Consider the following 22,503-nt stretch of genomic DNA (forward strand, 5'->3'; position numbering starts at 1 on the left):
TTACCCTCACCCCGGCCCTCTCCCATGAGGGAGAGGGAGATGTGCAATATGCCAGATTGACTCGATCAGTTCCCTCTCCCATGAGGGAGAGGGAGATGTGCAATATGCCAGATTGACTCGATCAGTTCCCTCTCCCATGAGGGAGAGGGAGACGTGCCATATGCCAGATTGACTCGATCAGTTCCCTCTCCCGCTGGCGGGAGAGGGTTAGGGTGAGGGTATTACAACGTAAACTGATCCGCATCGCGCCACGCCGGGAAGCGATCGCGATACGCCTGCAACTCCTCCAGCGACAATTCCGCATCAATACGCGCACGGGCAAACGGCTCGGCCGCCGCCAGAATCTCACCCAGTGGTGAAATAATCCGGCTGTCGCCGCTGTACTGATGTTGATTGCCATCGCTGCCGACGCGGTTGCAACCCGCCACATAAGCCTGGTTCTCAATCGCCCTTGCCATCAGCAGTGACTGCCAGTGCAGTGCACGCGGTGCTGGCCAGTTGGCGACGAATAACGCCAGATCATAATCATTACGGTTGCGGGTAAACACCGGGAAGCGCAGGTCATAACAAATCTGCGGCAGAATACGCCAGCCGCGCCAGGTGAATACCTCACGGGTTTCACCGGCAACATAATGCTGATGTTCATTTGCCATGCGGAACAGGTGACGCTTGTCATATTGATGCAGCGTGCCATCCGGCTCAACCAGCAGGAAACGGTTAACCGCGCCTTTTTCGGTATGAATCGCGGCACTGCCGCCAATCAACGCATTGCTGGCTTTGGCGTGCTGATGCAACCATGCGACGACCTCTTCCTGCGGTAGCGAGCTTTCTGCCGCTTCCATCGCAAAGCCGGTGGTAAACATCTCCGGCAGCAGAATCAGATCGCGTCCTTCAATTCCCTTCAGTACGCCGTCGAAATGACGCAGATTGGCCGCGCCATCCATCCAGCTCAGGGTTTCCTGCAATACGGTAATTTTTAAAGCTGACATAAACGCTCCGCTGCGGCGTCGAGCGTCGCTTCCTGTTTAGCAAAGCACAGGCGGATCAGCTTATGCGGGAACGGATCGGCGCAAAATACCGACAGCGGAATGGCCGCTACGCCAACTTCTTTGGTCAGCCACTGGCAGAAGCTGACGTCATCCAGATCGGAAATCGCGCTGTAATCCGCCAGCAGGAAGTAGGTGCCTTCACATGGCAGCACTTCAAAGCGGCTTTTCGCCAGCGCCTGCACCAGACGATCGCGACGGGCGCGGTAAAATTCCGGCAGCTCACGATAATGTTCTGGCTCGGCACGTAGCATATCGGCAATCGCCAGTTGCGCCGGGGTATTCACCGAAAAGGTGAGATACTGATGCACTTTGCGGATCTCGGCGCTGATGGCGGCCGGTGCTACGCAGTAACCCACTTTCCAGCCGGTCATATGGAAGGTTTTACCAAAAGATGACACGGCAATTGCCCGCTGACGCAGTTCGGCATGGGCCAGCACGCTGGCGTGTCCCTCTTCGGCGAAGCAGATGTGCTCGTAAACTTCATCGCTCAGGACATAGATTTCCTGCTCGGCGATCGCCTGCCACAGCGCAGCGTAATCGCTTTTGCGCCATACGGTGGCGGAAGGATTGTGCGGCGTATTCAGGATCACCAGACGGGTTTTAGCACTCAGCAGGCTGCGGAATTCAGCCCAGTCGACGCGGAAACCCGGTGGCTGCAAGGCGATGCGTTTCAGCACGCCACCAGCCAGTTGTACCGCCGGGGCATAGCTGTCGTAGCTGGGATCGAAACAGATCACTTCATCGCCCGGGCGCACCAACGCGGTGATGGCGGCATATAAGGCTTCGGTGGCACCGGCGGTGACGGTAATATCGCTGTTGACGTCTGGCTGGTGGCCATACAACTCAGCGGTTTTGGCGGCGATGGCTTCGCGCAGCGGCAGCGCACCGGTCATCGGGGCGTACTGGTTTGCTCCCTGGCTGACGTGATACGCCAGGCGCTCCTGTAAGTAACGTGGACCATCAAAATCAGGGAAGCCCTGAGACAGGTTGATAGCGTTATATTGCTGCGCCAGCGCGCTCATTTGGGTAAAAATGGTGGTGCCGAGCGCCGGTAATTTGCTCTCGGGAATCAGGTTGTGCTGCGTCATTGATCTTTGCCTTCAGCGCGAATGTCGTTGCGGAGTTAACCCTCTGTTGCTGCCACTATAAACAGGATGTTAATATTTGGCAATCGAGACGCTTAGACGTCCAAACTAACCTGCGGGATATCAACATCGCTATGACCGATTTTCTTCCACTGGAACAGTTGGTGGCGGCCTGCCACTGGATTGGCGCAAAAGGCTGGGCACCGGCCACTGGCGGCAACATGTCGGTGCGTCAGGATGACGAATACTGCCTGCTGAGCGCATCAGGCAAGGATAAAGGGCGTCTGACGCGCGATGACTTTATTCAGGTAGAGATCGCCACTAACGCGGTACCCTCCGGGCGTAAGCCGTCGGCGGAAACCGGCCTGCATACCTTAATCTATCGCCTGTTTCCGCAAGCAGGCGCGGTGTTGCATACCCATACGGTGAACTCGACGGTACTGTCGCGCGTGGAAAAGGGCAGCGCGTTGCTGCTGAGTGGTTATGAGATGCAGAAAACCCTCGCCGGTCAGGAGACTCACCTTAACACTGTCGCGATTCCCCTGTTCGATAACGACCAGGATATTGATGCGCTGGCGGAACGTATCGCGGCTTTTTCCCGTGAGACGCCGCTGCGTTACGGCTTTTTGCTCCGCGGCCACGGTCTGACCTGCTGGGGCAAAGACGTCAATGAAGCCCGCCGTCATCTGGAAGGGCTGGAATTTTTGTTTGAATGTGAACTACAACGTCGGCTGCTGGAGGCCAGATGATTCGCGCAATTGTTACCGATATTGAAGGCACCACCAGCGATATTCGCTTTGTTCACAACGTGCTGTTCCCCTATGCCCGTCAGCATCTGACGGCGTTTGTTCGTGAACATCAGGACGACGCGCCAGTGGCGGCGGCGCTTGCGGCGGTACGTGAGGAGTCCGGCGCAGCGCAAGCTTCGCTGGACGAGGTGATTGCTACCCTGCTGAGCTACATCGATCAGGATCGCAAATCACCCGGCCTGAAAGCGTTGCAGGGCATGATCTGGCGAGATGGCTATGTCAGCGGCCAGTTTACCGGCCATCTCTACCCGGATGTGTTACCCGCATTTGAACGCTGGCAACAGCAGGGCAAGGCGCTGTACGTATATTCCTCCGGTTCGGTGGCGGCGCAGAAATTATTATTTGGCTACAGCGATGAAGGTGATTTAACGTCGTTGTTTAGCGGCTATTTTGACACTGGCGTCGGTGCCAAGCGCGAAACCCAGTCCTATCGCAATATTGCGCAGCAGATTGGTTATGCGCCGTCGGAACTGTTGTTCCTGTCCGATATTCATCAGGAACTGGATGCCGCTGCCGAAGCGGGCTGGCATACCCTGCAATTAATTCGCGGCGAGGCGGATAGCGAAAGCCGTCATCGTCAGGTAAATGATTTTTCCCAGATTAACCCGGAGTCGATTTAGGATGAGTGCACTGACCATTTTTACCGATACCGAAGCCAGCCAGCCGGTGTGGCACAGTACCGATGCAGAAGCGATTCGCGAGCGTCTCAACGCCAAAGGCGTGCGTTTTGAACGCTGGGAAGCAGATCGCGATCTGGGTGCCAACCCGGATTCTGACACGGTGATCAAAGCTTATCAGCATGCGATCGATCGTCTGGTGGCCGAAAAAGGTTATCAGAGCTGGGATGTGTTGAGCATGCGTGCCGACAACCCGCAGAAAGAAGCGCTGCGCAGCAAGTTTCTCAATGAACATACCCACAGCGAAGATGAAGTTCGCTTCTTTGTTGAAGGTTCAGGTCTGTTCTGCCTGCATCTGGATGGTCAGGTGTACCAGATCCTGTGTGAAAAACAGGATCTGATTTCAGTGCCGGCTGGCACGCCGCATTGGTTTGATATGGGTTCTGAGCCGCACTTTACCGCCATCCGTATTTTCGACAACCAGGAAGGCTGGATTGCGAACTTCACTGGCGACAGCATTGCGGATGCTTATCCGCGTCTGGCTTGATTTGGCGCGAGTTATGACCCTCACCCTAACCCTCTCCCGCCAGCGGGAGAGGGGACTGATCGAGTCAATCTGGCATATGGCACATCTCCCTCTCCCTCATGGGAGAGGGCCGGGGTGAGGGTAACAGACCGCATCTCCCCTCACCGCACCTCACCTAACCTGAAAAATCCCCTCTTTAACCTGCTCAGGCGTCACCACGCCGGTATCCAGCACCCAACCACTGATTAACGCCGCGGGCGTGACATCAAACGCCGGGTTGTAAACGGCAGCGTTCTCTGGTGCCCACTGCACGCTGCCAAAACTGCCTGCTACGCCGGTGACTTCGCTGGCGGCGCGTTGTTCAATCGGAATGGCGTCGCCATTCGGGCACAGGCGGTCCAGCGTGGTATGCGGTGCCGCTACATAGAACGGTACGCCGTGGTACTGCGCCAGCACCGCCAGGCTGTAGGTGCCTATTTTATTCGCCACATCGCCATTGGCCGCAATGCGATCCGCACCAACCCAAATGGCATCAACCACGCCGCGCGCCATCAGGCTGGCAGCCATTGAATCGGTGATCAGATGGTAAGGAATCCCCAACTCACCCAATTCCCATGCGGTCAGGCGGCCCCCCTGCAATAACGGACGGGTTTCATCCACCCAAACATTTTTCACCTTACCCTGCTGGTGCGCATGAGCAATCACCCCCAGCGCGGTGCCCACGCCTGCGGTCGCCAGGCCTCCGGTGTTGCAGTGGGTCAGCAACTGGCTGCCTGGCTTCACTAACGCGCTACCTGCCCGGGCAATGTTGTCGCACAGCTGTTTATCTTCCTCTACCAGGCGCAGTGCCTCGTGGGTCAGCGCGCTGACAAAATCCGGCTGTGCCAGCGCCACTTTCATACGATCGAGGTTGTTCATCAGATTCACCGCCGTCGGACGCGCCGCACGCAGTACCTCCAGCGCTTCAGCCAGTGCCGCCTGCGCCATGCCCTGTTCCGCCAGTAACGCCAGCAGCAGGCTGGCGGAAAGGCCGATTAACGGTGCGCCACGCACCCGCAATGCGTGGATATGATCAACCAGTTGTACGACATCGTGTGCAGGCAACCAATTTTTCTGCTGGGGCAGCGCCTGCTGGTCGAGGATCCAGAGCTGGTTATCGCGAATTTCCAGGCTGGTAGTGCGAAGTGTTTGCATGGTGTGAAATCCCTGTTGCGTTAATGGCGGCTATTGTGCCAACATGCGTGACGGATGTATAGACGTCTGAACGGCTTATTACTTACGATTCACGAGGAACAGGCAATGTCGCAATACCGTACGTTCACCGCTGCCGATGCTGTGGAATATGCAAAACAATTTGGCGGTGTGGACGATCCGTCAGCGCTGGTGAGCGCCGAGGAGATCGGTGATGGAAATCTTAACCTGGTATTTAAGATTTACGACAACCAGGGCGTCAGCCGTGTGGTGGTTAAGCAGGCGCTGCCTTATGTGCGCTGCGTCGGTGAATCCTGGCCGTTAACCCTGGATCGTGCCCGTCTGGAAGCGCAGACGTTGGTAGAACACTACAAACATTGCCCGCAGCATACCGTGCACGTAACCCATTACGATGCCGATCTGGCGGTGATGGTGATGGAAGATCTCTCCAGCCATCGCATCTGGCGTGGTGAGCTGGTGAAAGGCGCATATTATCCGCAGGCGGCCAGCCAATTGGGCGAATACCTGGCGCAGACCCTGTTCCATACCTCCGATTTCATTCTGCATCCGCATAAGAAAAAAGCCGAAGTTGCGCGCTTTATCAACCCGGAGATGTGTGAAATCACTGAAGATCTGTTCTTCAACGACCCCTATATCGACCATGAACGCAACAAATATCCGGCAGCGCTGCAATCGCTGGTGGAAAGCCTGCGCAGCGATGATGCGCTGAGAATTGCGGTGGCTGGTCTGAAGCACCGTTTCTTTGCCGATGCGGAAGCCTTGTTACACGGCGATATTCACAGCGGATCAATCTTTGTGGCGGATGGCAGCCTGAAAGCGATTGATGCGGAATTTGGCTACTTCGGTCCGATTGGTTTTGATGTTGGCACCGCGCTGGGGAACCTGCTGATTAACTACTGCTGCCTGCCGGGTCTGCTGGCCCCGCGTGAAGCGGCGGAAGCGCGCGAACGTCGCCTGAGCGATGTTCATCAGGTCTGGAGCATTTTCGAGAGCCGTTTCCTCGAGCTGGCTGCCGCCAAAACCTCCGACGTGGCGCTGGCATATCCGGGTTATGCCGCAGCCTTCCTGCGTAAAGTCTGGAGCGATACCATCGGTTACTGCGGCACCGAGCTGATTCGCCGTACCGTAGGGATGTCGCATGTGGCGGATTTCAAACTGATTGGCGATGATGCGATGCGTACCGAGTGCATCCGCAGCTGCATCACCCTGGGACGCACGTTGATTCTGGCGGCTAACCATATTGATGATGTTGATGGATTGATTGCCCGGATTCGTCAGGCGGGATAAATCGTTCAGCAAGCGCGATAAATCGCGCCGCTACGGCTTCGTGCGGCGCGTTTCGTCATCGTTTATGCCGCTTCACTGGCGCGGGTGGGCGCTTTGCTTTGCGGTTTGGGTACCGCCAGCGCTTCCGGTGCAAACTCATCAACGTTGATCGCACGCAAGCGACTGACTTCGGCACGGGTCAGGACCTGGGCTTCTGTCTCATCAATCCAACCCTCTTTCAGGCCACGCTGGGCCAGTTGATCCAGACGGGTGAAGGAGAGATTTTTCTTCAGCTGCTTGCACAGGCGATCGTGAATCACTTCAGCCGCCATCACATCCTGCAACGCTTGTTCCAGTTGTCCAGCCGGGTTATGTGCGCTCGGTGTCAGATATTGACCACGTCCCAGACGGGTGCGAGTGGCTGACGGCAGTTGCAACAACTTCGCCAGCTTGTGGTCGAGCTTATCAGACGGCGCCGGGCAGTGATGCCCACCAGCAAAGATCACCATACGTAGCGCGCCAGCCACCAGGCGATGCGGGAAGTTGCGCAGCAGGTCATCAATCGCCACTTCGGCTTGATGCAGCGCATCCTGTACGCCCCAGTGCACCAGCGGCAAATCGGCTTCATTGCGTCCTTCATCTTCATAGCGTTTCAGCGTGGCTGATGCCAGATAGAGTTGGCTCAGCACATCGCCAAGGCGCGCGGAGATGCGTTCACGGCGTTTCAGGCTGCCGCCCAGCACTGCCATCGAGACGTCCGACAGCAGGGCAAGGTTGGCGCTCAGACGGTTAATCTGCTGATAATAATGGCGTGTGGCGTCACGGGTTGGGGTGGCGCTGGTACGACCGCCGGTCAGACCAAGCCACAGGCTACGCACTTTATTGCTGCCGACATGGCCGATATGGCTGAACAATGCACGGTCAAACGCGACCAAATCATTTTTCGCCGCCGCATTCATCTCTTCCAGCACCCACGGATGGCAACGAATCGCACCCTGGCCGAAGATAATCATGCTACGCGTCAGGATATTGGCGCCTTCGACGGTGATCGCAATCGGGGCACCCTGGTATGCGCGGGCAAGGAAGTTGTTCTCGCCGAGCATAATGCCTTTGCCACCGGCGATATCCATCGCATCGATAATCGATTGTTGGCCGCGATGGGTGCAGTGATATTTGACAATCGCCGACAGCACCGCTGGCTTCTCGCCGAGCATAATGCCGCTGGTGATAAGGGTTGCCGCCGCATCCATCACATAGGCGTTACCGGCAATGCGTGCCAGCGGTTCTTCAATCCCTTCCATCTTGCCGATGGAGACTTTGAACTGGCGGCGGATGTGCGCGTAGGCACCAGTCGCCAGTGCGATGGTTTTCAGGCTGCCTGTGGAGTTGGAGGGCAGGGTGATACCACGACCAACGGACAGGCATTCCACCAGCATACGCCAGCCCTGACCGGCCATTGCCGGGCCGCCAATAATGTAATCAATCGGCACAAAGATATCTTTGCCGCGCGTCGGACCGTTCTGGAAGGGCACGTTCAGCGGGAAGTGGCGGTTACCAATTTCCACGCCTGGGGTGTGGGTCGGGATCAGCGCGCAGGTAATCCCCAACTCTTCCGTCTCGCCCAGCAGATGATCCGGGTCGGACAGTTTAAACGCCAGACCAAGCACGGTGGCGATCGGTGCCAGCGTGATATAGCGTTTGTTCCAGGTGAGGCGCATGCCAAGTACCTGCTTACCCTGCCACTCACCCATGCACACCACGCCGGTATCGGGAATGGCCCCGGCATCGGAGCCGGCTTCCGGGCTGGTCAGAGCAAAGCATGGGATCTCGTCGCCACGCGCCAGGCGCGGCAGATAGTGATCCTTCTGCTCATCGGTGCCGTAATGCTGTAGCAGTTCACCGGGGCCGAGGGAGTTCGGTACGCCAACGGTGATCGCCAGAATGCCTGAGACTCCAGCCAGTTTTTGCAGTACGCGCGCCTGGGCGTAAGCGGAGAACTCAAGTCCGCCGTATTCTTTCTTGATGATCATGGCGAAGAAACGATGTTCTTTCAGATAGGCCCACAGCTCTGGCGGCAGATCAGCCATTTCGTGGGTGATCTGGAAATCGTTCGCCATACGACAGGCTTCTTCCACCGGGCCATCCAGGAAGGTTTGTTCTTCTTCCGTCAATCGCGGCTGCGGATAGTTGTGCAGTTTCTGCCAATCCGGTTTGCCACGAAACAAATCACCTTCCCACCAGGTGGTACCCGCATCAATCGCTTCTTTTTCCGTACGCGACATCGGCGGCATCACTTTCTGGAAGCTATGTAACATCGGTTTGGAAAACATGCTGCGACGCATGGTCGGCAGGTTAAACGGCAGCAGGATGATCGCGAGAGGCAGCAGCAACCAGGGTGTCCACAGCCCGCTAAACGCCAGCGCAGCGGTCCACAACAGCAGAATGGCACTGCTCAGCCGCAGAGAAAGTTGATGATAGAAGAGGGCGCTAATCAATATCAGCGTCGCAACGATTGAGGCAACCAGCATAATGAACCGCTCCGTAAGTTGTAAGAGGTCTGACCTGTTATGTGTTAAGGTTTAGAGCAGCCGCGGAAATTTATCAATCTGTTTACAACGCAATTACAACCAAACTCACAAAATCATCCTGGCAGATTGATCTGACACATAACCCGACGCTTTTTCCCGCCAGACGTCAGGTCTGGATGCTTTGCGCCTTAACGCCATTCCGTTAAACTTGCGGAGTCAATCTTTCCTCTAAAGGACATCCCTATGTATCAGGACATTATCCGGTCAGAGCTTAATGAAGCCGCCGATACGCTGAATAACTTCCTCAGCAATGAAGCCAATATCCACGCGATTCAGCGCGCCGCAGTGATGCTGGCGGATAGCTTCAAAGCGGGCGGCAAAGTTCTCTCCTGCGGTAACGGCGGCTCGCATTGCGATGCCATGCACTTCGCTGAAGAACTGACCGGGCGTTACCGTGAAAACCGTCCTGGCTATCCGGCCATCGCTATCTCTGATGTCAGCCACCTGTCGTGCGTCAGCAATGATTTTGGTTACGATTACGTGTTTTCTCGCTATATCGAAGCGGTGGGCCGTGCGGGGGACGTGCTGCTGGGTATTTCCACCTCTGGCAACTCCGCCAACATCATCAAAGCGGTGGAAGCCGCACGCGCGCAGGGCATGAAAGTGATCACCCTGACCGGTAAAGACGGTGGCAAGATGGCAGGAACGGCGGATATCGAAATCCGTGTGCCGCATTTTGGCTACGCTGACCGCATCCAGGAGATTCACATTAAAGTGATCCATATTCTGATGCTGCTGATTGAAAAAGAGATGGTGAAGTAAGTCGTGGCTTCTCCTCCCACGTCAGTGGGAGGATTTTACTAAGGCGGTAGCTATGTGCGAATTGCTCGGGATGAGCGCCAATGTCCCCACGGATATCTGTTTCAGTTTTACCGGTCTGGTACAGCGTGGCGGCGGAACCGGGCCGCACAAAGATGGCTGGGGCATTACCTTTTACGAAGATAAAGGGTGCCGCACCTTTAAAGATCCGCTGCCGAGCTTTAACTCGCCGATTGCCCGTCTGGTACAGGAATACCCGATCAAGTCACATTCGGTGGTGGCCCATATCCGCCAGGCGAATCGTGGCGAAGTGTCGCTGGAAAACACCCATCCCTTTACTCGCGAGCTGTGGGGCCGTAACTGGACCTATGCGCACAACGGCCAGCTGAAAGGGTATCGTCAGCTTGATACCGGCCATTTCCGTCCGGTTGGCGAGACGGACAGTGAAAAAGCGTTTTGCTGGATCCTGCACAAACTCACCACGCGTTATCCGCGTACGCCGGGTAACTGGCCTGCGGTGTTCCGTTATATCGCCGAGCTGGCGGCGGAACTGCGGCAGAAAGGGGTGTTTAATATGCTGTTGTCGGACGGACGTTATCTGATGGCGTTCTGTTCCACCAATCTGTTTTGGATCACCCGCCGTGCGCCCTTTGGTAAAGCGAAGTTGCTTGATCAGGATGTGGAAATTGATTTTCAGCAGCAGACCACGCCGCAGGATGTGGTGACGGTGATTGCAACGCAGCCGCTAACGGGAAATGAAACCTGGCACCGGATAGTGCCAGGTGAATGGGTATTATTTTGCCTGGGAGAGCGCCAGGAATGATTTTGATGCAGCGTCTGGCGCGGTCATCACCGCCGGACTGCTGTTCACCGCATACTGGCCGGTGGCGGTCACGTTGACCGTCGGCGGCTGATGGTACTTCTCAAAGTACGCATAGCCCGGCTGCAACTGACGCCAGAAGCTGGCGTAAGTGGAGTAGCGATGACGCTGCATATTGCTGTCGGTCATACGGAACGGAAAGATGCTCAGGGCGATCTCTTGCTGGCCGTTACGCAGCGCCGCGTTCACATAGGTATAAATCTCGTCCATGTAGGCGTTGGTCATGGCATAGCAGCCAATTGACTTACAGTCGCCGTGAATCATCAGATATTTGCCGCTGTAACCATTATCACGGTCAAATTGATTCGGGAAGCCGGTATTGATGGCGCGATAATAGTGGCTATCCGGTTTTAACTGATTCAGCTTGACGCTATAAAATCCTTCCGGACTTTTAAAATCGCCCTCACGGCGTTTGGGTCCCAAGCCGCCAGAGAAATTACAAATGCGGTAGCTATCCAGCAGACGATATTCATTACCGATCTTGCCGTACAGTTCCAGCGTGCGTTCTTCCTTGAAGATCTGAATATAAACCGGCGTGCCAAGTAATTGTTTTTTTAGTTCTTTACTGACCGGAGCCTGTGGGTTAACTGGCTCTGGCGTCATTGCCCAGCTAAGGACCGGCATAACAATCATCGCAAGGAATAATGCGATTCTGCCCATTCTGTGTGTACCTTGAAGTGAAGAAAAACTCTGACGCATAACGTCTCTGTATTGCATTATCGGAAATATCCGCTACCGCAGCGCAACATTAACATTGTCTGGCGTTTAATCAAGCCGGTGGCTGAGAAAATAGCCATTTCTCAATGGGATTACGGCCATAAATTTGTAAACTTTAATGCTGGCAGCGACAAATATTGCTGATATCTTTCGATGCTGTATACTTATCCAGTATTCGGAGGGGGTATGCGTAAGATCATTCATGTCGATATGGACTGCTTCTTCGCGGCAGTTGAAATGCGCGACGATCCCTCTTTGCGTGATATCCCCATCGCCATTGGCGGCAGCCGGGTACAGCGTGGCGTCATCAGTACCGCCAACTATCCGGCACGCGAGTATGGCGTCCGTAGCGCGATGCCTACCGCGATGGCGTTAAAGCTCTGCCCACATCTGCGTCTGCTGCCCGGACGTTTCGAAGCCTACAAAGAAGCCTCGCGCCAGATCCGCACGATCTTTGCCCGGTATACTTCCCTGATTGAGCCGCTTTCGCTGGATGAAGCTTACCTTGATGTGACCGACAGTCCACATTGTCAGGGATCTGCCACTTTGATGGCGCAGGCGATCCGCGCCGACATCTGGCGGGAAACGCAGCTCACCGCATCAGCAGGTATCGCGCCAATTAAGTTTCTCGCCAAAATCGCGTCGGATTTGAACAAGCCCAACGGCCAGTTCGTCATTACGCCGCAGGCGATGCCGGATTTTTTGCTGACGCTGCCGCTGAGCAAAATTCCGGGTGTTGGCAAAGTGTCGGCGAAAAAACTGGAGGAGATGGGGCTTCTGACCTGTGGCGATGTGCAGCAAACCGACCTGGCGCGTCTGCTCAAACGCTTCGGCAAATTTGGCCGGGTGTTGTGGGAGCGCAGCCACGGCGTTGATGAGCGTGGCGTGGTGGTGGAGCGGGAACGCAAATCTCTCGGCGTTGAACGCACCCTGATGGAAGATATTCATCGCTGGGAGCAGTGCCTGGAGATTATTGATTATCTGTACGAGGAGCTGGAGCGTCGTTTGACGCGAATTCGCCCGGATAAACTGATCGCTCGTCAGGGGGTGAAGCTGAAGTTTAATGATTTCCAGCTGACGACCCAGGAGCATATCTGGCCGGTGCTGAATAAAGAGGACATGATCGCCGTGGCGCGCAAAACCTGGGATGAACGCCGTGCCGGACGGGGCGTCAGGCTGGTGGGATTGCATGTCACGCTGGTGAATCCACAGTTGGAAAGGCAGTTGTTGCTGGGGTTGTAGTGAGGTGCGGGCTGATACCCTCACCCCGGCCCTCTCCCATGAGGGAGAGGGAGATGTGCCACAGGCTCGATCGGCTCCCATGAGGGAGAGGGAGATGTGCCATAGGCTCGATCGGTTCCCATGAGGGAGAGGGAGATGTGCCACAGGCTCGATCGGCTCCCGTGAGGGAGAGGGAGATGTACCACAGGCTCGATCGGTTCCCATGAGGGAGAGGGAGATGTGCCACAGGCTCGATCGGCTCCCATGAGGGAGAGGGAGATGTGCCACAGGCTCGATCGGTCCCCATGAGGGAGAGGGAGATGTGCCACTGGCTCGATCAGTTCCCATGAGGGAGAGGGAGATGTGCCACAGGCTCGATCGGCTCCCATGAGGGAGAGGGAGGTGTGCCACAGGCTCGATCGGCTCCCATGAGGGAGAGGGAGGTGTGCCACAGGCTCGATCGGTCCCCTCTCCCGCTTGCGGGAGAGGGTTAGGGTGAGGGCAAAAATTATTTCTTGCCGTACTTCGCTTCCAGCGTGGCGAACCACGGAGCGACGAAATCGCTGTTTTCGCCCCAGCCCGGAATAATTTTGTTCAGCGACGCCACATTCACTGCACCTTGCTGGCTGTTCAGCTGCTGCTGCGAAATTGCCGACGCTTTAAACTCGTAGCTGGCAGGGGTGGCTTCACCGGCGATTTTATTCGCCACCAGGCGCATATTCACCGCACCGATGGTTTTTGGATCAACCGCTACCGTCTGCACCCACGGGCTGTTCTTCTCGTGCATCAGTTGCAGGTCCTGGTTGGAGACATCAATACTATAAAGCTTGATCTCGGTACGACCATTCTCCTGCAACGCCTTGTAAGCCCCCTGGCTGAAGGCATCCCACGAACCCCAGATGGCATCAATCTTCCCTTTCGGGTACTTGGCCAGAATCGCGCCAATTTTGTTGGCGGTGTCGCCCTGAACGTCAGAAGAAACGGCACCAATCGACTCCAGCTGATGAATGCCTGGATTCTCTTTCAGCAGTTTTTCATACACCACCTGGCGGCGATCCATCGCCGGGAAGCCACCGACCCACAGCTTGACGATATTCGCTTTGCCGTTGAAATCTTTGATCATCTGGCCGAGTGACTCTTGCGCCAGTGACGCATCATTTTGCGCCGTCACCGTCACACCGTTCACCGGGGTATCCACCGGAGTATCAAACACCGACAGTTTAATTCCGGCATCAGCGATACGCTTCACCAGCGCGGTGGAGTAGGGTTCTTTACCGTGAGACAGGATGATGCCGTCATACTTCTGGCTGATGGCCTGGCTGACGAAATCCTGGAAGCGAGCGTCATCACCGTTGCTCAGAAAGGTGCTGACTTTAAAGCCCAACTGGCGGCCCTGCTGAATCGCACCGGCGACAAACTGGGTGGTGTTATCGTCAGAACCGAGGTTACGAATAATTGCGATACGCACCGGTCCCTGATGATTAGCGATGGCGGCAGGTACCGGCACCACGGTGTCGGCAAAGGCGGCGCTGGCATTCAGCAGGCTTACGGCCAGCAGCGAAAGGGTGATTTTTTTCATGTTGTTCTCTTTCTCAAGGGAAGCGCCTTAGCGGCGCTGGATATAGGTAATCGCCAGGGCCAGAGCCAGCACCAGGCCTTTAATAATGTCCATCGCGTAGTAAGGCACGGAAAGCATCACCAGCCCGTTTTGCAGCACGCCGAGGATCACCGCACCCACCAGGGTGCCGAGCGCGTTAGGTTTGCCGGAACCGGCCAGCGAGAAGCCAATCCACGCCGCCGCCACCGCATCCATCAGATAGCCGCCACCGGCATTCACCTGTGACGAGCCAATACGCGATGCCAGCAAGATGCCGCCCAGACCCGCCAGCAGTGAGGCGATCACATAAGCCAGCACACGATAGCGGGTGGTGCGAATGCCGGAGAGACGCGCCGCTTCCGGGTTGCCGCCAAGGGCATACATACGGCGGCCATGTTTGGTCAGCGACAACGCCAGTTGGGCGACCACGGTCACCACCAGCATAATAATGACGATGGTTGGTACCTGGCCGAGCAGGTTAAAACCTGCCGGAATGGCCCCTTCCGCCATGTCGCCGTTTGGCATCACCATGTTCTCGGTAATCGAGCCGCCAAAGCTGTAGGTCATTGCCACGCCCTGAATCACGAACAGGGTGGCAAGGGTCGCCAGCATGTCGGGAATGCGCAGCACCACAATCAGGAAGCTGTTAAACAGGCCCACAAGGGTGCACAGCAGCAGGGTGATAATGATCGCCTCGGTAGTGCCAAAGCCGTACCAGACGAACAGCGAAATCACCAGCGCGTTTGCTAACGACGCGGTGGAGCCAACCGACAAGTCAAAGCCGCCGATGGTCAGCGAGATTGACACGCCAATCGCAATCACCGTCACAATGGCGATCGAGCGAAGAATGTTGATGATATTGGTGGGTTCAAGGAAGCTGTCTGACGCGAGGCCAAAGGCAGCGATCAGGATCACCACCGTCAGCAACATGCCCCATTTATAGAGAAAATCAAACAGTTGATGGCGCAGAGAAGGCTGCGGGTTCAGGATTATTTCTTTGCTGCTCACGCAGGGGTTCCTCCGGTGGAATAAAGCAAAAGCGTCTCTTCTGTGGCCTCACGTCCCTCCATTTCTGCCACAATGCGCCCATCCCAGAGCACACAAATACGGTCACACAGGCCCACCAGTTCGGAAAACTCGCCCGAAGCGTAGATGATGCCTTTGCCTTCCCGCGCTAAACCGTCGATCAGGCTGAACAGATCGGTTTTCGCCTTGATATCGACACCCTTAGTCGGTTCATCAAAAATCAGCACGTCAGCGTTATTGCGCAGCCATTTGCCGATCGCCACTTTCTGCTGGTTACCGCCGGACAGGCGGCGCAGCGTCTGCGCCGGACCAGTGGTACGCACGTTGAGGCGGTTAATCACCTCTTCCGCCCAGCGCCAGGCCTGGCGATGACCAAACAGGCTCCAGCGGGAGAAACTGTTATCGGCGCTGATGCTCAGGTTCATCGCCACCGACTCATCAATAAAGATGCCTTCTTTACGCCGTTCTTCCGGCACCAGCGCCATGCGATTTTCTACCGAATCGTACGGGGAACGCGGCTGCCACGGCTTGCCATGTAACTCGCCTTTGCTGACGCGGCTTTTGCTGGCACCAAATAATGCTTTGCACAGCTCGGTTTTCCCGGCACCGGCCAGACCGGCGATCCCCAGGATCTCCCCTTTATGCAGACGCAGCGAGATATCCTGCAACAACTGGTCGTCGTGCAGACCTTCCACCGACAGCAACAGCGGTTGCGACTGACGTTCACGACGTGGCGGGTAGACATCGGTCAGCTGGTGGCCGAGCATCTTCTCGACGATTTGTTCACCGCTGAGTGCGGCCATCGGTGCGGTTTCGATTAACCGTCCGTCACGCAGCACCGTCAGCTGGTCGCAAATCGCTTTCAGTTCATGGATACGGTGGGAAATAAACACCACGCCAATGCCGTTGCCCTGTAAACGGCGTACCACGTTAAACAGACGCTCGCTTTCATGCTGGTCAAGCGGCGCGGTGGGTTCATCCAGAATCAGGAAGCGGCAGTGGTGGGAGAGGGCGCGTGCCAGCAAAATCTGCTGCTTCTCCGCCAGCGAGCAGCGTTCCACCAGGCGTTTGACATCAATGTTCACTTCCAGCTGCTCCAGCAGCGCACGCGCCTGGCGACGGATCTCGCCCCAGCGATAACCGTGGCCGGGCTCTGCCAGCTGATCAAGCAGGATGTTTTCCGCCACGCTGAGCTGTGGCACCAGCGCCACATCCACTTCCTGCTGGACCAGATGAATGCCCAGTTTTTTAGCATCGCGCGGTGAGCGAATGGTGACGGGAGCACCGTCGAGCAGGATCTCGCCGTGATAATGGCTGTGGGCACCGGCCAGCACCGCCATCAGTGTTGATTTCCCCGCGCCATTCGCGCCGGTCAGCGCATGCACCGAGCCACCGTCGGTGGTGAAATCCACCTCGGTCAGCGCGGCAAAACCGCCAAAAGCGATGGAGATATTACGCATCTCCAGGCGGTTAATCGCACTCATGGACAGGGCCTTTAATAAAGAGAATTGGGCGCATTTTTTCCTGAACATCCAGGCTCGGCAACAAACGAAAGCGCATAAGCTAGCACAAAATCTTATTAGCCATCCAGACATCTGGGCGTAACGGCGGCTAAAACTGGCTGTAACCAAAGCCACTGGTGAAAGAGGGAGGTGATGTGAGGGATTTGTAGCGAATTATGCTGGGGTTGTTAACAGGCATAAAAAAACCAGGCCGGAGCCTGGTTAGTCACTTTACGAAATAGTTACACTTTTTCTGGCACAACGTTCAGCAATGAGGTCAGCAGCTGCCAGTACAAACCGACGCTGGCGATGTGAACCTGCTCATCCGGGGAGTGCGGGCCAGTGATGGTCGGTCCGATGGAGACCATATCCATATTCGGATACGGTTTCTTGAACAGACCACACTCCAGACCGGCGTGGATCACCTGAATGTTCGGCGTTTTGCTAAACAGCGCTTCGTAGGTTTTACGCGTCAGCGCCATGATCGGCGAATCGGCATCCGGCTGCCAGCCTGGGTAACCGCCTTTCGGTGCGGTTTTAGCACCCGCCAGCTCACCCAGCGAGGTCAGCACTTCTACCACGTAGTCTTTACCGGTATCGATCAGCGAACGGATCAGACAGATGATTTCTGCGTTGTCCTGGTCCATCGTCACCACGCCGACGTTAAGCGAGGTTTCCACCACGCCTTTCGCCACGTCTGAATTGCGGATCACACCGTTCGGGGTGGTGTTCAGCAGGTTCAGGAAGCGATCACGGCTGTCGGCAGTCAGCGCCTGGCCCTGATGCGCCAACGGCTCGCTCAGCAACGCGATGTTCTTCTCTTTAATACCCAGCTCGTTTTGCAGCGTCGCCTGGAAATGCGCCGCCGCTGATTTCAGCGCGTCCACTTTATGGCTGTCGATCGCCAGGGTCGCGAAGGCTTCACGCGGGATGGCGTTACGCAGCGTACCGCCGGTGAACTCAATCAGACGCACATCAAGGGCGCGCGCATGGGCGGCGAGGAAGCGCGCCAGCAGCTTGTTGGCATTGCCCAGACCGAGGTGGATATCTGCGCCGGAGTGGCCGCCTTTCAGGCCTTTCAGCGTCAGCTTCAGGGTTTCATAACCGGCAGGCACTGCCTCACGGCTCAACGGCAGGGTGGTGATAAAATCGATACCGCCCGCGCAACCCATGTAGATCTCACCTTCTTCTTCTGAGTCGGTGTTGATCAGGATATCGGCCTGCAACCAGTTTGGTTGTAAACCAAACGCGCCATCCATACCGGATTCTTCCGTCATGGTCAGCAGCACTTCAATCGGGCCGTGTGTCAGGCTGTTGTCAGCCAGCACTGCCAGCGCCGAGGCCATACCGATGCCGTTATCGGCACCCAGCGTGGTGCCGCGCGCTTTCACCCATTCGCCATCGATATACGGCTGAATGGGATCTTTGGTGAAGTCGTGCACCGTGTCATTGTTTTTCTGCGGCACCATGTCGAGATGCGCCTGCAAGGCGACCGGCGTGCGTTTTTCCATGCCTTTGGTGGCGGGTTTACGAATCAGGATGTTTCCGACCTGATCGCGTTCAACCCAAAATCCTTGCTCTTTGGCCCAGCCGACGATGTATTCGGCCAGCGCTTCTTCATGATAAGACGGGTGTGGAATGGAGCAGATTTTGGCGAAAATATCCCACAGCGGCTGGGGGGAAAGTTGAGACAATTCAGACACAACGCGTCTCCTGTGTCAGCGTGGCGGACAGGCCGCTCGCACGCGGGGTTCCAGTGAAAGATCGCCGTCAGCTCATCTGACGTGATGGGGCTGAGAATATCACTGTTTCTGGCCGGGTGCGTAATCAGGCGCGTTAAAAACCCGCAACCGATGTGCAGATGCTGGTTTTTAATGCGACAGATCCTTATAATCTCGCGCAACCCATTCCCCCTTGCACATTTTTAAGCCAACTTCAATTGGCCGGGACTCCTTTTATGAGCGAAAAATACGTCGTCACCTGGGACATGTTGCAGATTCATGCCCGTAAACTGGCCCAGCGCCTGCTTCCTGTGGAACAGTGGAAAGGCATCATCGCGGTAAGCCGTGGTGGTCTGGTGCCGGCATCATTGCTGGCGCGTGAACTGGGTATTCGCTACGTCGATACCGTGTGCATCTCCAGCTACGATCACGACCATCAGCGTGAGATGACCGTGCTGAAGCGCGCAGAAGGTGATGGTGAAGGCTTCGTGGTGATTGACGATCTGGTGGATACCGGTGGCACCGCGCAGGCAATCCGCGATATGTACCCGAAAGCACGTTTCGTCACCATCTTTGCGAAACCGGCAGGCCGTGCGCTGGTGGATGATTACATCGTCGATATCCCGCAGAACACCTGGATCGAACAGCCGTGGGACATGGGTGTGGTGTACATTCCCCCCATCGTCAAAAGCTGATTGATGTAACGCAAACAACGCCCGGTTTCGCCGGGCGTTGTGCTTTCTGTCTCTCGCACCGACAGTGCGGGTGCAGTAAACTGATCCTCGCCGTGACCGTCGCAGGAGAGAGTTTACGATGCCGAGCAAAAACCTCAGCGAAGAGCTATTCAAACCGCGTTTCAAACACCCTGAAACATCCGCCCTGGTGCGACGTGAGCACCATAGCCCAATCCAGGTACATAACACGCTGGAAGGGGATACCCAGCATTGCTGGTATCGCATGCTGAACAAACTGCTGTGGACCTGGCGTGGACTGACGCCGCAGGAGATCAGCGAAGTGTTGGCGCGTATCGCCATCAGCAATGTTGAACACACCAGCGATGAATTGCTGGATACGGTGATTGGCTACCGCAGCGGCAACTGGAATTTTGAGTGGTCGAAGCAGGCGGCGGTGTGGCAGCAGGAAGCGATGCAGGATGAAAACCCTGAACAGGCAGGTCAGGAGTGGTTGCACGCGGCCAATCTCTACAGCCTGGCAGCCTATCCCTATATTAAAGGTGACGAGCTGGCCGATCAGGCGCAGGTGCTCGCCAACCGGGCTTACGAAGAAGCCACCCAGCGCCTTTCGGGCGAGTTAAAAGCCCTGACCTTCTCCATCAGCGGCGGCAGCCCGGTGACCGGCTTTCTGCATATGCCTGCGCAGGCCAAAGCGCCTTATCCGACGGTGATGCTGTGCGGCGGGCTGGATTCGCTGCAAATCGACCATTATCGTCTGTTCCACGATTACCTCGCTCCACGCGGTATCGCGATGCTGACGCTGGATATGCCGTCGGTGGGGCTGAGCAGCAAATGGACGCTGAATCAGGACACCAGCCAGTTACATCAGCAGGTGCTGCGTGAACTGAACAACATCCCGTGGATTGATCACACGCGTGTGGGGTTATTTGGCTACCGTTTTGGTGCCAACGTCGCAACGCGACTGGCTTATCTCGAAGTGCCGCGTTTGCGTGCGGTCGCCACGCTGGGTGCGATGGTGCATGGCGTGTTTGTCGATGCGCAGCGTCAGGATCAGCTGCCGGATATGTATATGGATATGCTGGCGAGTCGCCTCGGTATGTCATCCACCCCGGACAGCAATCTGCGTACGGAACTGAATCGCTACTCGCTGAAAGTGCAGGGGTTGTTGGGACGCCGTACGCCGATCCCGATGCTGGCGGCTTACTGGAACAACGATCTGTTCTGTCCTGAAGAGGATGCGCGGATGATTGCCAGCTCCTCGGCACAGGGGAAAACGCTGATGATTCCAACCGCACCGGTCTTCAGTAGCTTCGACAAAGCGCTAAATCAGATTTGCGACTGGCTGGCAAAGCAGTTAAAAGACTAAGTAGCAATCGTTACACGGTCCGTTAATCGAAAAGGGAGAATTAGCATGTCGTTACCGAGTGGTCACCCCCGCAGCCGTCTGCTTAAGCGCTTCACCGAGCTTGGCCCCTATATTCGTGAAGGGAAATGCGAAGAAACACGCTTCTTCTTTGATTGCCTTGCCGTATGCATCAATGTGAAACCGGCACCGGAAAGCCGTGAATTCTGGGGTTGGTGGATGGAGCTGGAAGCCCAGGAAGATCACTTTACCTATCAGTACACCTTTGGTCTGTTCGACAAAGCGGGTAACTGGAGTGCTGCCGCCATCAAGGGCAAAGATAACAATACAAAAGTTGAGGAGACGCTGCGCAACTTCCACGAGCGTCTTAAAGCGACACTGCATGAGCTGAAACTGGATCTCAAACCTGCTGCGGGATTTGATGAACAACCGGTAAAGCTGAGCGCGTAACCAATAAAAAGGGCAGGTGATGAGCCTGCCCTCTGATTACAGACACAATGAGGGTAAAACGTTTTTAGAACTGGTAAGTCATGCCCACAGCTACAACGTCGTCGTTGTTGAGTGCCAGTTTGTTGTCATCCGACAGTTGGTTGATTTTGTAATCCACCATCATGGACATGTTTTTGTTGAAGTAGTAAGTCGCACCCACGTCGATATATTTCACCAGGTCGGCATCGCCGATACCGTTTTCGATATCTTTGCCTTTGGTCTGCACATAGCCCAGTGACGGACGCAGGCCGAAATCAAACTGATACTGTGCCACCAATTCGATGTTCTGCGCTTTGTTCGCCGCACCGGCTACTGAAGCTCCCTGATAAGTGCCGCTGATTGGCGTCATGTTGCGGGTTTCAGTGTAGATCGCGGCCAGGTAAACGCTGTTGGCGTCATACTTCAGGCCAGCACCCCAGGACTCCGCTTTCTGGCCTTTACCGTAGGTACGGGCTTCCTGCTGGTTGGTGCGGTCAGAAGAGGTGATGGCGCTGATGGCGCTGATACCGGTGTCACCAAAGGTGTAACCCAGCGATGCGCCGTAGCCGTCGCCGTTCTGGCGGGAGGTATCGGTAGCGCTACCACGGGCGTTGGCGCTGGTGGCGTCGTTTTTGCCCTGATATTGCAGCGCGAAGCGCAGACCATCCACCAGGCCAAAGAAGTTGTTGTTGCGGTAAGTGGCGACGCCAGTGGCGCGCTGGGTCATAAAGTTGTCAGAGCGTGCGGTGCCGTCACCACCGAATTCCGGGAACACGTCCGTCAGGCCTTCCACGTCATACAGCACGCCGTAGTTACGGCCGTAGTCGAATGAACCGTACTGGCTGAACTTTAGACCGGCAAAGCCCAGGCGGGTTTTGTTGCCGCTGTTGGCGTCTGAACCTTCCGAGTTGTTGACGTTGTACTGATATTCCCACTGGCCGTAACCGGTCATCAGGTCGTTGATCTGCGTTTGGCCTTTAAAGCCAATGCGCACGTATGATTTGTCACCGTCTGAGCTGGCATTGTCGCTCAGGTAGTGTTCAGCTTTCACCTTGCCGTAGAAGTCCAGTTTGTTACCGTCTTTGTTATACACTTCGGCGGCATGTGCGGTGGAGGCCAGAGCCAGCGCGGAGACGACTAATGCCAGTTTGCTTTTCATCATTTTGCTATCAATCCCAATGAGTAAAATTTGTTATGCCCGTGAAAGGACTTGTAATAAATCACGGGGACTTTTTACCGGGTGGCGATGAAAGTTTTATGACAGTTTTTCTGTTTTCTTGTTAATCGCGAACTTTTGGTCTACGGCATTGTCCGGGGAATTTTGTGCTTTTCCCCCGGTGGCTGTTGGCTTCCTTGCTCACTCCTGATAAAACGTCCCTTCGCAGAACTTTTTTCTTATATG

General features: G+C 55.9%; 20 protein-coding genes. 10 read left to right on the forward strand and 10 right to left on the reverse strand.

Annotation, left to right across the window (positions count from 1 at the left end):
- Positions 1-221: 221 nt before the first annotated feature.
- Positions 222-989, reverse strand: a complete 768-nt coding sequence (locus AC6I8T_RS04290; RefSeq protein ID WP_497833528.1) for an amidohydrolase — start codon at positions 987-989, stop codon at positions 222-224.
- The gene (locus AC6I8T_RS04295) at positions 977-2,137 is read right to left on the reverse strand and encodes a pyridoxal phosphate-dependent aminotransferase (RefSeq protein WP_208724895.1); all 1,161 of its coding nucleotides are present in this window, start codon (positions 2,135-2,137) and stop codon (positions 977-979) included. Before AC6I8T_RS04295 ends, AC6I8T_RS04290 begins: the two co-directional genes overlap by 13 nt.
- 131 nt (positions 2,138-2,268) lie before the next feature.
- Between AC6I8T_RS04295 and AC6I8T_RS04300 the strand changes: the two genes are divergently transcribed.
- From AC6I8T_RS04300 to AC6I8T_RS04310, 3 genes are read left to right on the forward strand one after another with little or no spacing between them, the layout of a single operon-like run.
- Complete coding sequence (locus AC6I8T_RS04300; protein ID WP_208724896.1) at positions 2,269-2,883, forward strand: methylthioribulose 1-phosphate dehydratase; 615 nt, start codon at positions 2,269-2,271, stop codon at positions 2,881-2,883.
- Complete coding sequence (mtnC, locus tag AC6I8T_RS04305) at positions 2,880-3,563, forward strand: acireductone synthase (protein ID WP_021186155.1); 684 nt, start codon at positions 2,880-2,882, stop codon at positions 3,561-3,563. Before AC6I8T_RS04300 ends, mtnC begins: the two co-directional genes overlap by 4 nt.
- 1 nt (position 3,564) lies before the next feature.
- Positions 3,565-4,107 carry a 1,2-dihydroxy-3-keto-5-methylthiopentene dioxygenase gene (locus AC6I8T_RS04310; protein ID WP_497830124.1) on the forward strand — a complete coding sequence of 181 codons (543 nt, stop codon included), beginning with the start codon at positions 3,565-3,567 and terminating at the stop codon, positions 4,105-4,107.
- A 150-nt stretch (positions 4,108-4,257) separates the two neighbouring features.
- Here AC6I8T_RS04310 and mtnA read toward each other — a convergent pair whose 3' ends face one another.
- Complete coding sequence (gene mtnA / locus AC6I8T_RS04315; RefSeq protein WP_497833529.1) at positions 4,258-5,280, reverse strand: S-methyl-5-thioribose-1-phosphate isomerase; 1,023 nt, start codon at positions 5,278-5,280, stop codon at positions 4,258-4,260.
- Positions 5,281-5,385: 105 nt separating this feature from the next.
- Here mtnA and mtnK point away from each other — a divergent pair, with 105 nt between their 5' ends.
- The gene (mtnK, locus tag AC6I8T_RS04320; protein ID WP_021186158.1) at positions 5,386-6,585 is read left to right on the forward strand and encodes an S-methyl-5-thioribose kinase; all 1,200 of its coding nucleotides are present in this window, start codon (positions 5,386-5,388) and stop codon (positions 6,583-6,585) included.
- Positions 6,586-6,647: 62 nt separating this feature from the next.
- Here mtnK and fadE read toward each other — a convergent pair whose 3' ends face one another.
- A complete protein-coding gene (gene fadE / locus AC6I8T_RS04325; protein WP_021186159.1) occupies positions 6,648-9,092 on the reverse strand; it encodes an acyl-CoA dehydrogenase FadE in 2,445 nt (814 codons plus the stop codon).
- Between the two features lie 243 nt (positions 9,093-9,335).
- Here fadE and lpcA point away from each other — a divergent pair, with 243 nt between their 5' ends.
- Complete coding sequence (gene lpcA / locus AC6I8T_RS04330; RefSeq protein ID WP_013508007.1) at positions 9,336-9,914, forward strand: D-sedoheptulose 7-phosphate isomerase; 579 nt, start codon at positions 9,336-9,338, stop codon at positions 9,912-9,914.
- Positions 9,915-9,966: 52 nt separating this feature from the next.
- On the forward strand, positions 9,967-10,734 hold the full coding sequence (locus AC6I8T_RS04335; RefSeq protein ID WP_021186160.1) for a class II glutamine amidotransferase: 768 nt from the start codon (positions 9,967-9,969) through the stop codon (positions 10,732-10,734).
- Here the strand turns inward: AC6I8T_RS04335 and dpaA are convergent.
- Positions 10,705-11,451 (reverse strand): peptidoglycan meso-diaminopimelic acid protein amidase, encoded by a 747-nt coding sequence (gene dpaA, locus AC6I8T_RS04340; RefSeq protein WP_021186161.1) that lies wholly within the window; start codon positions 11,449-11,451, stop codon positions 10,705-10,707. The genes AC6I8T_RS04335 and dpaA overlap by 30 nt on opposite strands.
- A 243-nt stretch (positions 11,452-11,694) precedes the next feature.
- On the opposite strand from dpaA, the gene dinB reads away from it, so the two are divergent.
- Complete coding sequence (gene dinB, locus AC6I8T_RS04345; RefSeq protein ID WP_208724900.1) at positions 11,695-12,750, forward strand: DNA polymerase IV; 1,056 nt, start codon at positions 11,695-11,697, stop codon at positions 12,748-12,750.
- 487 nt (positions 12,751-13,237) lie between these two features.
- Here dinB and AC6I8T_RS04350 read toward each other — a convergent pair whose 3' ends face one another.
- The 4 genes from AC6I8T_RS04350 to pepD all read right to left on the reverse strand — a co-directional run bounded on the left by AC6I8T_RS04350 (position 13,238) and on the right by pepD (position 18,557).
- Positions 13,238-14,308: a sugar ABC transporter substrate-binding protein gene (locus tag AC6I8T_RS04350; protein WP_021186164.1), complete on the reverse strand. Its 1,071-nt coding sequence runs from the start codon at positions 14,306-14,308 to the stop codon at positions 13,238-13,240.
- 27 nt (positions 14,309-14,335) lie between these two features.
- Complete coding sequence (locus AC6I8T_RS04355; RefSeq protein WP_021186165.1) at positions 14,336-15,334, reverse strand: ABC transporter permease; 999 nt, start codon at positions 15,332-15,334, stop codon at positions 14,336-14,338.
- Positions 15,331-16,836: a sugar ABC transporter ATP-binding protein gene (locus AC6I8T_RS04360; protein ID WP_497833530.1), complete on the reverse strand. Its 1,506-nt coding sequence runs from the start codon at positions 16,834-16,836 to the stop codon at positions 15,331-15,333. The genes AC6I8T_RS04355 and AC6I8T_RS04360 overlap by 4 nt, the downstream gene beginning before the upstream one ends.
- Before the next feature lie 260 nt (positions 16,837-17,096).
- On the reverse strand, positions 17,097-18,557 hold the full coding sequence (gene pepD / locus AC6I8T_RS04365; protein ID WP_021186167.1) for a beta-Ala-His dipeptidase: 1,461 nt from the start codon (positions 18,555-18,557) through the stop codon (positions 17,097-17,099).
- A gap of 254 nt (positions 18,558-18,811) precedes the next feature.
- Here pepD and gpt point away from each other — a divergent pair, with 254 nt between their 5' ends.
- The 3 genes from gpt to crl all read left to right on the forward strand — a co-directional run bounded on the left by gpt (position 18,812) and on the right by crl (position 21,083).
- Positions 18,812-19,270 (forward strand): xanthine phosphoribosyltransferase, encoded by a 459-nt coding sequence (gpt, locus tag AC6I8T_RS04370; RefSeq protein ID WP_021186168.1) that lies wholly within the window; start codon positions 18,812-18,814, stop codon positions 19,268-19,270.
- Positions 19,271-19,388: 118 nt separating this feature from the next.
- On the forward strand, positions 19,389-20,636 hold the full coding sequence (gene frsA / locus AC6I8T_RS04375; protein ID WP_021186169.1) for an esterase FrsA: 1,248 nt from the start codon (positions 19,389-19,391) through the stop codon (positions 20,634-20,636).
- Between the two features lie 45 nt (positions 20,637-20,681).
- Positions 20,682-21,083, forward strand: a complete 402-nt coding sequence (gene crl, locus AC6I8T_RS04380; RefSeq protein WP_208724902.1) for a sigma factor-binding protein Crl — start codon at positions 20,682-20,684, stop codon at positions 21,081-21,083.
- Positions 21,084-21,147: 64 nt separating this feature from the next.
- Here crl and ompC read toward each other — a convergent pair whose 3' ends face one another.
- Positions 21,148-22,263, reverse strand: a complete 1,116-nt coding sequence (ompC, locus tag AC6I8T_RS04385; RefSeq protein WP_208724903.1) for a porin OmpC — start codon at positions 22,261-22,263, stop codon at positions 21,148-21,150.
- Between the last annotated feature and the right edge of the window lie 240 nt (positions 22,264-22,503).

This window comes from Pantoea sp. X-Soil-OKNW-556, assembly GCF_059730695.1.